This window comes from Pseudoalteromonas sp. A601, from assembly GCF_002165575.1.
Lineage (GTDB): Bacteria > Pseudomonadota > Gammaproteobacteria > Enterobacterales > Alteromonadaceae > Pseudoalteromonas.
Genome location: NZ_MXQF01000058.1, coordinates 1 through 12,155, shown reverse-complemented (window position 1 = coordinate 12,155; position 12,155 = coordinate 1). Strand labels below are relative to the sequence as shown.

Annotated in this window: 8 protein-coding genes; 2 read left to right on the top strand and 6 right to left on the bottom strand. The window is 41.9% G+C overall.

Annotated elements, in window-relative coordinates:
* Positions 1-75 precede the first annotated feature (75 nt).
* Positions 76-1,023: a sodium-dependent bicarbonate transport family permease gene (locus tag B5G52_RS21325; protein ID WP_087534654.1), complete on the bottom strand. Its 948-nt coding sequence runs from the start codon at positions 1,021-1,023 to the stop codon at positions 76-78.
* A 130-nt stretch (positions 1,024-1,153) separates the two neighbouring features.
* Between B5G52_RS21325 and B5G52_RS21320 the strand changes: the two genes are divergently transcribed.
* Positions 1,154-2,098, top strand: coding sequence for a LysR family transcriptional regulator (locus B5G52_RS21320; protein WP_087534653.1), 945 nt, complete (start codon positions 1,154-1,156; stop codon positions 2,096-2,098).
* Positions 2,099-2,105: 7 nt separating this feature from the next.
* Here the strand turns inward: B5G52_RS21320 and B5G52_RS21315 are convergent, their stop codons facing one another.
* The 3 genes from B5G52_RS21315 to B5G52_RS21305 form a co-directional block, all read right to left on the bottom strand.
* Positions 2,106-3,107 (bottom strand): LacI family DNA-binding transcriptional regulator, encoded by a 1,002-nt coding sequence (locus tag B5G52_RS21315; RefSeq protein ID WP_087534652.1) that lies wholly within the window; start codon positions 3,105-3,107, stop codon positions 2,106-2,108.
* 69 nt (positions 3,108-3,176) lie between these two features.
* Complete coding sequence (locus B5G52_RS21310) at positions 3,177-4,703, bottom strand: MFS transporter (RefSeq protein WP_087534651.1); 1,527 nt, start codon at positions 4,701-4,703, stop codon at positions 3,177-3,179.
* A gap of 73 nt (positions 4,704-4,776) precedes the next feature.
* Positions 4,777-6,105 carry a GH1 family beta-glucosidase gene (locus B5G52_RS21305; protein ID WP_087534650.1) on the bottom strand — a complete coding sequence of 443 codons (1,329 nt, stop codon included), beginning with the start codon at positions 6,103-6,105 and terminating at the stop codon, positions 4,777-4,779.
* 295 nt (positions 6,106-6,400) lie between these two features.
* On the opposite strand from B5G52_RS21305, the gene B5G52_RS21300 reads away from it, so the two are divergent.
* The gene (locus B5G52_RS21300) at positions 6,401-8,980 is read left to right on the top strand and encodes an exo 1,3/1,4-beta-D-glucan glucohydrolase (RefSeq protein WP_087534649.1); all 2,580 of its coding nucleotides are present in this window, start codon (positions 6,401-6,403) and stop codon (positions 8,978-8,980) included.
* 95 nt (positions 8,981-9,075) lie between these two features.
* Here B5G52_RS21300 and B5G52_RS21295 read toward each other — a convergent pair whose 3' ends face one another.
* Positions 9,076-10,566 carry a tryptophan halogenase family protein gene (locus tag B5G52_RS21295; protein ID WP_087534648.1) on the bottom strand — a complete coding sequence of 497 codons (1,491 nt, stop codon included), beginning with the start codon at positions 10,564-10,566 and terminating at the stop codon, positions 9,076-9,078.
* Entirely contained in the window at positions 10,563-12,104 is a 1,542-nt protein-coding gene (locus B5G52_RS21290; protein WP_087534647.1) for a tryptophan halogenase family protein, read from the bottom strand. The genes B5G52_RS21295 and B5G52_RS21290 overlap by 4 nt, the downstream gene beginning before the upstream one ends.
* Positions 12,105-12,155 lie beyond the last annotated feature (51 nt).

Genomic DNA, 12,155 nt, shown 5'->3' with positions numbered 1-12,155 from the left:
TGATTAATACAATCTAGAGCATTTTAAAAACCACGTTAGTTACTACGACGTGGTTTTTTGCGTTTAGAATGTATTTTATTGCATTGCAACGGCTAGTTGGTGATACAGGCCAATTCCGATGGTGACGTTAAAGGCAAAGGTTATTCCTAAAGAGCTAAGCATAGCAAGGCCGATGTCTGCTTTAGGGATCGCGGCTTTGATAGCCGCAGGGGCAGCAATATAGGAGGCACTCGCCACTAAACTTGCTAATACAACCACAGAGCCTAGCTCAAGATTTAACATTGTTCCAACTGTCACACCGATGACACCTAAAAACAGTGGTGAAATTAACGCGAATAAAGCAACACGCCAGTGGTGCCATGGAATAGGGCGCAGTGTTTTGGCCGCTGTTAAGCCCATTTCTAATAAAAATAAAGCCAACACAACCTTAAAGCTGCTGGTTAATAGGCTGGTGACTTGGCTACCTTGCTGCGTGCCGTACAGCATGCCGATGATCACGCCTCCCACTAAAAGGATAATGCTTTTATTGGTAAGAGTTTCATGCCAAAGTGCATTTAATGGCAGCGTGTGTGCTCCGCTGTTTTCGTTATCAAGTCGTCGGTATAGCAATAGGCCGACAATAATGGCAGGCAACTCCAGCATTACTAAATAAAGCGTTACTTCGGCACCAACCACTAACTGTGATGATTCTGCATAGGCCAGTGCTACCGCAAATGTCCCCGCGCTGACCGAGCCGTAATGGGCTGCAATACTTGCGCTATTAGCGACAGAAAGTCTAATAAGGTATTTTAAAACGGGGTAGAGCATCAGCGGAATAAGTGCTCCCAACAACATTACTGAGCCCATTTCTGGTAGCAACTGCCAGCTTAAATTACCGTGTAATACCATGCCGCCTTTTAAGCCGATGGTCAGCATTAATAGCAAACTTAAGGTGTCGTAAGTTGCTTTTGGAATAACAAGATCAGAACGTAAAACCCCCGCAACTAAACCCAAAACAAAAAACATTACAACAATATCAGGCACACCTTTCCCCTTTTAATTTAAAGTCTCGCTATTGTAGATAAAATCATGCATTGTATATAATAAAATGATTGGTAATTAGTTATAGATTATTATCTATGTGCCAATTAATACTAGAGGTGTTTAGATAACGATGGATTTAAGACATATTTCTTTTCGGCTGCTAGAAGTATTTATGAGTGTAGTAAAAACGGGCTCTATTAGTGAAACCGCTCGCAGTCTGCATTTAACTCAGCCTACGGTGTCACTACAAATGAAACGGTTGCAAGAAGCTGTTGGTGAACCATTAGTTCTTATGCAGCAACAAAAGTTAGTCGTAACCGAGGCCGGCCTTGAACTGTTTAAAACGTGTCAGCAAGTTTTTGGTCAGTTTGATGATTATAAAGATTTTTTAACTGAACTTCGAGGCGGTGAACGAGGGCGCTGTAAAATCGCCATGGTGAATACGGCACAATATATTTTGCCTAAACTACTGGGCCCTTATAGTAACTTGCATCCTCACGTTGAATTGCCACTAGAGATTGGTAATAGAGCTGAAGTGCTTGCTCGATTTGAACGAGGGGAAGATGATATTTATGTATTCAGCCACCCACCATCACTTGAACATGCTCAAGCGGCGCGGTTTTTACAAAACCCGCTTGAGTTTATTGTGCCCTTTGATCACCCCTTAGTAAATGCTACAGATATTAGTTTAGATCAACTTACGAGGTACCGTTTCTTATTACGTGAACCAGGATCAGCGACCCGCATGTTATTTGAAAGTGAGTTGCAAACGAGAGGGTTCGTGCTCAGCAACAGTGTTCAAATGGCCAGTAATGAAGCAATACGTGTTGCGGTTTCGTCAGGGATGGGAGTTGGGGTGCTTTCTCGTCACGTATTGCCGCAAGGGGAGCATGGCTTTAAAGTTCTAAAAGTAAAAGATACACAGCTTGCGAGCCATTGGTACTTTGTTGTGCGTACTGACCGTCATATATCTCATGCAGCACGTAGTTTTTTACAATTTGCGCAAAATCACTTAGAGCAATACCTTGATGCTCGTTGGGTGTGCAATGAGTTAAACGAACTTAAACTCAATTAATTTATTACTATTTAATGCTTGGTGTTGAATCTCTAAGTATTAAATTAGGTTGGAACACGTGATTTATTGTTATACCTGTGTGCTTGTATATATCTTTCAATACTAAATTAGCAGCCATTTTCCCCATCTCTGGCACTGGGTTGTTGATAGTGGTTAATGTTGGGTATAAGTAATTGGTGAATATCACGTTATCGTAACCCATAATGGCTAAGTCTCTAGGGAGATTAAACCCGTGTTCGCGAGCATACTTCATTGCACCAGAAGCCATTTCATCATTAGCGCAGACTAAAGCAGTAAATGTGGCTTTATTATCAATAAAGTGCTTCAAACCATCATTACCACCGGTTTCTTTAAAATCACCGATGTAAAATAAGTTTTCGTTAAAAGTTAAATCAAACTCAGCGAGTGCTCGCTTATGGCCTTTAAAACGGTCTGATGCATCGGGTTTGAATTGTGGTCCAGCGATATAGGCAATGTTAGTATGACCTTTAGTGATCATTGTTTTAGTCGCAAGGTAACCACCCATTTCATTGTCTAAACTGATGCAGTTATCTTTGATTTCTTCGACGTAACGACTCATTAAGTAGATTGGGGTTTTACCTTTACTAAGCCCAATTAAATACTCGTTTGATACCGCTTCAACATGGGCAATAATGGCGTCACAATTACGACTGATTAAAAACTCAAAACCACTTTTTTCTTTGCTTTCGTCACTGTGTCCGGGCGTAATAATGACGTGCTTACCTGCAGCGCGAAGTTGTTCTTCAATCGCTGACATCATCTGGCCGAAAAAGGGACCGTCAAGCTCTGAGACTAAAATGCCAACGCTGCTGGTTCTACTTGAGGCGAGTGAACGGGCAATCGAGCTTGGTTGATAACCAAGCTCTTGCATTGCTTCCATTACTTTTTTTTTGGTCTTTTTACTAACATAGTCATTATTGTTCATAACTCTGGACACAGTGGACAGGGATACGCCTGCAAGCTCTGATACCTGATAAATTGTCGCCATTGTTTTCCTAACTCTAATGCGTTGTTTTATATAATGCTTTATAAAGCAGTATTGTGTGTGTCCCGTAATTTACACATTACCGCGCCGAATTGCCAAGTCTTCTGTAATTTTTTGTGTCATTACTGAAGTAAGCGGGTAAATTAACATCAAGGCGGCACCTAAAAAAGCAAATGCAGCGGGGATCCAACTCATTAATAATTGCATACCTGGTAATGATTGGCTGATAGTTGATTCATCCATTCCGTTATAGCCATAACCTGCTAACACAACAAGCACTAATGCGCCGGCAAAACCACCACCGGTTTTTTGTACAAATGTACCTGCTGAATAAATTAGCCCAGTAGCGCGGCGGTGGTTTTTCCATTCAGAGTAATCGGCTGAGTCACCTAGCATACTGAAAAACAGTGTGGGCATCATGGCTGCAAAAAACTCCGCGGCACAACCAAAGGTAAATATTGCAACAATATTATCACTGGGCACCCAATAAAATGCGGTTGTTAACAACCCACTTAATACCAGCGAAATAATAAACAAATTACGCTTACCAAGCAGTTCAGCAAGCTTACCTGTAGCAAGTGCACCAAAAATAGACACCACTAATAAGGCGACAAAATATTGCCCCGCCATAAGTTCATCCGCCACTTGGTACTTAAAGTAATAGGCAATCACACCGTATTTGATGCCGTTGAACATCATGGTTAAAAAGCCGATACCGAGTAATATTAACCAAGGTTTATTGGTGAGTAAGTCAACCATGTCTTGCTGTGTGCCAGTTAAGCTTGATTGCGTTTTGTTAAGTAATTTTTTGATCACATAAGTCATTGCAGCCATAACAATAACGAAAAATAGGCCACTGTATATATCGCGATAATAAAAAAATAGGGTGGTTGCAAGCAGGGGTAAAATAATAAAGGGGAGGTTTTTAGTCAGATCTTTTAACTCTGTTTTCAAACTGCCTTCGTTTGATGAGTGGGGGATCACTCGCTCTTTGGTTGAGACAAAGGTGATTACCATGAGTGCAATGAGTAGTGCGGCGAATAAATACATGGTGAATTGGTAGCCTTTGGCATTATCGCCAGCACCAAAATAAGCAACTAACTCAGGCAAGAAGCCCATTACTAACAAGCCACCGGCAAAAGCGCCAGCAAAGCGGAAGCTCGAGAGCTTAGTGCGCTCAGTATCATCAGGAGTCATGACCCCCATTAAGGCTGAGTAGGGCACATTGCTTACAGTATATGCTAGTGTTAGACCAATATAAGTGACGTAGGCATAAATAAGCTTATTTGTTTCACTAAAGTCAGGTGTGGTAAAGCACAGCACCATAAACAAGCTTAAAAATGGGGCTGACCATAAAATCCATGGTCTAAACTTACCAAAGCGGGTGTGGGTGCGATCTGCAATCATACCCATAATTATATCGGTAACACCATCAGAGAGTCTTACTACCAAAAATAACATAGCAGCTGCGGCGGCTGAGATACCAAAGGTGTCGGTATAAAATACGGCAAGATAGGCAAGTGCACCACGCCAGACTAAGTTAGCGCCGGCATCGCCCATGGCATAGCCTATTTTTTCATATAAAGGGATTTTATTCACTGTGTGTGTTTCTTATTGTTGTTTAAATTGGCGGCCTAGTTTGTGAAAAATTCAGGCCGCTTGATAAAAGGGGTTATCTGCTAGTAATTAATTTACTATACGCAAGACCACTGGCTTTTACTGTACGTTGTTGAGTTTGATAATCAACGTAAACAATACCAAAACGTTTTAAGTAGCCTTCAGCCCATTCAAAATTGTCCATTAGGCTCCAAGCAAAATAACCGTCGACAACCACACCTTGCTCGGTTGCATTATGCAGCGCATTGAGATGGCCTTGATAGTAATTTATCCGATCTGCATCGTTCACCTCACCGTTTTGTATCGTATCAGCCATAGCTGCACCATTCTCGGTAATATAAATAGGCGGCAAGGTATATTTTTCATTTAATGAGACTAGTAAGTCCGTTAATGCTTGCGGGTAAATTTCCCAACCGATATCAGTTAATGGGCCTTGATGGGGTAGCTCATGATAAAAATCAGTGTCACTTGCTTGGTAATGCAAACGGGTATAAAAATTAACCCCTAAATAATCTAAAGGCTGAGCGATAATTTCCATATCTCCTGGCTGAATGTCAGGGCGCTGCTCAGGAGGGAGTTGATTGATTATGTCAGGGTATTTACCTTCCATCACAGGGCGCATATACCATTGGTTTATGTAATCATCAGCAAAGGCTGTGGCTTGTAAATCCGCATCAGACTGACTCACTGGGTAGCAAGGAGTAAAATTAAGCACGATGCCATTTAAAGCGTTAGGACAATTTTTGGCCAGTACTTGCATCGCTAAACCATGGCCTAATAATAAGTGATGCGCCGCTTTGCGACCATATTCACGACCCACAATACCTGGCGCATGTACTCCAATTTCGTAACCTAGGTATGAGCTACAAAACGGTTCGTTTAATGTTGCGTATGAGTGAACACGCTCGCCAAAGGCCGTACTGATTAAATCGGCGTATTTTGCATATTCATAAGCTGTGTTGCGATTTAACCACCCTCCATCATCTTCTAGGTATTGTGGTAAATCCCAATGGTAGAGCGTAACAAATGCTTTAATGTTTCTACGTTTAAGCTCATCTAAAATATCGGTATAAAATTTAACGCCTACCGGATTTAAGTGACCATCCGCTGTCATTACCCTAGGCCAAGATATTGATAAACGATAGGCATCTACGCCTAATGAGTCGATTAGTGCGATGTCATTAGGCCAATTATTATAGTGATCGCAAGCAACAAGCCCGTCGGAATTATCGGCAATTTTACCAGGTGTTGCGCAAAAGGTATCCCAAATGCATGGAAGTCGGTCGTCTGCACCGCCCTCAATTTGAAATGATGCTGTGGCAACACCAAAAGTAAACTCTTTGCTAAGAAGCGGTGAGTTAGCGGGTAATGATAGTTGTTTCATTAATAGAAAACCTCTGCTTGCTGATACGGTCGATAAACGTATTTCTTTAATTCAAATTTGTCATTTTGTGAAAGCGCTTCCACAATTAATTTGATTAATGCTCTGCTATGGTATTTAATGTGATTTAGGGAAGCGCTTCCATATTCAGGTTAGTGACTATTTCTTGGCAGGTCAATAGTTAAATTTAGATAACAATAAATACTTGCTGAAATGCTAAGAGTAAAACCACACTGGGGTGAATAAATGGGTCAGCCCTCGTTTTATAAACAACAAGTGACATAGGGTAGAGACAAAAATGATAAAACACTTACACACAACTAAGTTGCCTGCGCTTAGCTTATTAACAAGCTTGGCGATTCTTACAGGCTGCGCAAAAGATGATATTGATAAACAAACCGAGACGACTCAATCTTCACAGCAGGTTGAAGCGCCCACGAATAATCTAGATATATGGCCCAAGCTTGAGTATTCAGTCAAGCAAGATCCTAAACTTGAAGCGAAAATCAAAGATTACCTTGAATCGATGACACTTGAACAAAAAGTAGCACAAATGATTCAACCTGAAATCCGTGATATTAGCGTAGAAGATATGCGTAAATATGGCTTTGGTTCATATTTGAATGGCGGGGGATCGTTTCCTAATGCGAATAAACACGCAACACCACAAGATTGGATAGCCCTTGCTGAGGCAATGTATCAAGCATCGGTGGATGATTCGTTAGATGGCAGCGCGATCCCTACGATGTGGGGCACTGATGCCGTACACGGGCATAATAATGTTATTGGTGCCACGTTGTTCCCTCACAATATAGGATTAGGCGCTGCAAATAATCCTGATCTAATTGAAAAAATTGCTGCAGCAACCGCTATTGAAGTAATGGTAACAGGCATTGATTGGGTGTTTGCGCCAACCGTAGCCGTGGTACGTGATGACAGGTGGGGCCGCACCTATGAAGGGTATTCTGAAGATCCTGAAATTGTTCGTGAGTATGCTGCAGCTATCGTAAATGGTTTACAAGGCCATGCTGATGGCGACTTTTTAAGTGATAGTCGCGTTGTGAGTACAGTAAAACACTTTTTAGGTGATGGCGGCACTGTGACTGGCGATGATCAGGGTAATAATATTGACTCTGAAAAGGTGTTATTTGATATCCATGCGCAAGGCTATGTAGGTGGTTTGAGCGCTGGTAGTCAATCGGTGATGGCATCGTTTAATAGCTGGCACGGCAAGAAAAATCACGGTAATAAATACCTGCTCACGGATGTACTGAAAACAAAAATGGGCTTTGATGGCTTTGTTGTAGGTGACTGGAACGGTCATGGACAAGTGGCAGGTTGTGGCAATGAAAGCTGCCCGCAAGCGGTGAATGCTGGGCTTGATATCTTTATGGTGCCAACAGATGCTTGGAAACCTTTGTACGAAAATACAATTGCACAGGTTAAATCGGGTGAGATAGCCATGAATCGTATTGATGATGCCGTTTCTCGTATTTTAAGAGTGAAACTCAGAGCGGGTTTATTTGAAAAACCAAGTCCCGCGAAACGTCAATTTTCGGGTAAAACGCAGTTGATTGGTGCGCAAGCGCACCGTGATATTGCTCGCCAAGCAGTACGAGAATCATTGGTATTACTGAAAAATAAAAACAATATTTTACCGCTTTCTGCCAATTCACATGTTTTAGTGGCGGGTGATGGTGCAGACAACATTGGTAAACAGTCAGGTGGTTGGAGTATTACGTGGCAAGGCACCAATAATGAAAATGCGGATTTTCCCGGTGCGACATCAATTTACGCTGGCTTAGAGGCGCAAATAACCGCTGCTGGTGGTACGGCAACACTAAGTGCGCAAGGTGAATACGATAAAAAACCAGACGTGGCAATTGTTGTCTTTGGCGAAGAGCCTTATGCAGAAGGGCATGGCGATAGAGACAACCTAGAATTTGAACGCAATAATAAAAAGTCATTGGCGTTATTAAAGCAACTTAAATCACAGGGTATCCCTGTTGTGTCAGTATTTATATCTGGCCGCCCAATGTGGGTTAATGCTGAATTAAATGCATCAGATGCCTTTGTTGCGGCTTGGTTGCCTGGTACGCAAGGAGAAGGTATTGCTGATGTGCTGCTTACAAACGCTGAAGGTGGTATACAGCATGATTTTAAAGGTAAGTTATCGTTTTCATGGCCAAATACACCGCTGCAAACGACAGTCAATAGAGGCGATGATGACTATTCACCATTACTGCCGTATGGCTTTGGCTTAAGTTATGGTGATGGCAATACGCTGGCTGATGACTTAAATGAAGATTCAGGTGTGAGTATTGATAATTTAGCACCCCTAGCCATTTTTAATGGTGCAATGATTAATCCATGGCGATTATTTATAAAATCAGCAGACCAACAACAGCAAGTGACAAGTAATAGTGTGAAGTTTGCTGGGGTTGAATACCGAACAGAAGATAAAGATATTCAAGAAGATGCGATGTCATTTGTATTTACAGGTTCAGGTTTAGCGACAGCTGAAATCAACAGTAACTTTACGGAAGATAAGGTCGCTTATGTTGAGGCCAACTCAGCGCTAAGTTTTGAATACAAAATCAGCCAGTTACCAAGTTCTGCGTTTTATATTGCCATGACCTGTGAGCATGGCTGCGGCGCGCGTGTTGATATTAGTAATCAACTGCAGAGCGCAGAGTTAAACAGCTGGCAAACTCTTACTATTGATCTAAATTGTTTTGCCGAAAAAGGGCTTGATTTTGCCAGAGTAACGAGCCCTTTCTCTTTACAAACAGACGCTGATGCGGCTATTTCCATCGCGAATGTTAATTATGTGCCCCACAGCGCTACAGATGCCATGATGACCTGCCCAGGGAATTAAATGCTAAGTATACCAACTCAGTTAATATGTTAGTTGGTTGATATTTTGTTGTGTTGTCCAAAGCCCTTTAAGCAATTAAAGGGCTTTTTTAGCGGTTATTCAGCAGGGCAATATTGTTGTAAAAAGGCTTGGTGTGAGGGAAGTTGTGATACTCGTTGGCTAATTTGTTGTTTAATGCTATTTAAAAAGCGGGTTAATTCATCGTCACTCATTAAACTTGCAATCAAATGATGTTGTTTTGGCATTATCCCTTGTCCCAACATCACTTGCACCCACGAATCGACTCTGAAAATATCACCATCATCTAAAAATACCCGACCTGTTTGTTTAAATAAGCTAATTTTATGGGCAAGCGTGTCTGGCACTTCCATACTCTGGCAGTGTTGCCAAAACTCACTGTCAGTTCGATCAGTGACTTTATAATGCAGCACGATGAAATCGCGAATATTTTCGATCTCACTTTTAAGCTGCTTGTTGTATTCATTTATGGCTTGCTCTGTAATGCCATTAAATGGAAATAACCGCATAAAGCGAATAATGCCAGACATAATTAAATGAATACTGGTGGATTCAAGAGGTTCAACAAAGCCACTCGCTAAACCAAGCGCGAGGCAGTTTTTATTCCAACCTTTACGTCGACGGCCGGTTTTGAATTTTATAACCTTGGGCTCAGTTAAGGTTTCACCTTGGATATTATTTAGCAATAATTGCTTGGCATCAGCATCGGCGAGGTAGCGGCTGCAATACACTAGACCATTGCCGACCCGTTGTTGCAAAGGGATTTGCCATTGCCAGCCAGCATCATGGGCAATAGCCCGCGTGTAAGGGAGAATATCGTTACTGATGGCTTTAGTTTGCACGGCAATTGCACTGTCGCAAGGTAGTAAATGAGACCAATCCTCGTAGCCTGTATGCAGGGCTTGCTCGATTAATAGGCCTTTAAAACCAGTACAATCAATAAAGAAGTCTCCAGTGATAGTACTGTCACCCTCAAGAGATACGCTTTCAATATATCCATTATGGGGAGATTTATTGACACTGGTTATCTTTCCTTCGAGGCGCTTTACACCCAAACCTTCAGAAAAGTCGCGTAAAAATAACGCATAGCGAGTGGCATCCATATGAAAGGCATAGTTGATAGGGTTTTGTTGATTAAAAGCAAATTTACCTTGTTTAGCTGCTTGGAGTTCATAGCAGTATTGGCCAAACTCAGATTCTAAGCCAAGTGATAAACTATGGAGCCAAAAATGATGGAATTCGCCGGCCCAACATTCTTTACCTGTCATACCAAATGAGTGGATATAATCGGTTTCTTTTTGGCCCCAGTTTTCAAAACTGATCCCCAGTTTAAAACTCGCTTGGGTGGCTTTCATGAAGGCCTGCTCATTGATCCCTAATAACTTATGAAATGTGCGTATAGGCGGTATTGTAGCTTCGCCAACACCCACAGTGGCAATCTCATCTGATTCAATTAGCGTTACTGTGATATTTTTACCCAACAGTTTGCACAATGCTGCGCCTGCCATCCAACCGGCGGTTCCGCCGCCTGCGATCACCACATTTTTTATTTGTTTATTGTGCGTCATGTGTCAGCCTTGTTACTTAATAATTGATTTAATAGAGCGCGGTTTGAGGGCAGGCCATGCAAATACTTGGCTATTTTTTTACGGTTGTGCTGATAGAAATACTGCCCAACTTCAGGATTGTTAAATGCGTTGTTGCTGTTAGCTATTTGTGTTTTAAACCCCATACCATAAAGCACGTACTGGTAACTGGCAGAAGGGAAAACCTCCTCGTTTTCAATTAAATCAAACCGACTCGGCGTTTGATATTGCCACAGGTTCAGCAGCTCTTTTAAACGCGTAGGTGCACTACTAGGTGCTTTAATATCTTGCCAATATGGGCTGTCATTTCGTTCGCTTAATACATAGTGTAATTTTAAAAAGTCGATTACACGTTGCCATCGATAGTTAAAGCGGCTATTAAAGCGTGTAGCTAATAATGCCATATGTTCTCGGCTCTGTGGCATTTGTTCGCTTAGCATATTCAGTGACAGCTCCACCATAGCAAGTGCTGATGCTTCAAGGGGTTCTATAAACCCTTGTGACATACCAATCGCAAGGCAGTTTTTAACCCAAAACTGTGCTCGATAGCCTGGGGTAAAGTGTAAAGTGCGGGTTTGCAATTGAGCTGCTGCATCATGACCTATAGATTTGGCAGCATATTGCTTTAAAGTGTCGATTGCGGTTTGTTCATCACAATACTGACTGCTATAGGTATAACCAATGCCTCGGCGACTGGGTAAGCCTATATCCCATATCCAACCAAATTGCTGCGCTGTTGATAAGGTCGCTGAAGCGATATCTTGTTGTTGCTTTGTATAAGGAAGGTGCGCTGCAATAGCGCTGTTATTAAATAATATATGATCTTGAGTCATTAATGGTGTGTTGTAGTGCTCGCCAATCAAACGAGCATGACTCCCTGAGCAATCAATAAATAAGTCAGCACATAGGTTGCCATGATGAGATGTTTGTAAGTATTCAATATAGCCATCAAGGTCATTGTGCACAGAAGTTACATCATCAATAATGTGCTCAACCCCAAGATTATTGACACAATGCTGGTTTAAAAATGTGGCAAACTTTCCTGCATCAAGATGATAGCCATAATTAGTAACCGCAGCGTACTCGGGGGTATTGAGCTGTTTTGGAGCTAAAGCGGCTTGGCAAACAAAGCTTTGCATATTAACAGCATCTGCATACTTTTGGCTTGCAGCATGTTGCTGCCAATAGGCGTGTAAGTCAGTGTCTAAATAGCCTGAGGGCGTCATAAAGGGGTGGTAGTAGTTTTCACCCGCCGTTAAATTACGCCAGTTAATAAATTTAGAGCCTTGCTTAAACGATGCATCACAGTGACGTAAAAAGTCGACTTCCTTAATACCAATCCGCTTTAAGGTATTGCGCATAGATGGCCAAGTACCTTCACCAACACCTGAAATAGCGATGTTAGCGGATTCAATTAATGTGATTTTTTTATCTGGGTGCTCAGCGGCAAGTAGCCCTGCACTTAGCCAGCCTGCTGAGCCGCCGCCTAACACCACAATATGTTGTATTGTTTTATTCATAGATTGAGCGCTTTTATTTTTACTTGAATTCAAGTATTAAGTGCAATCATT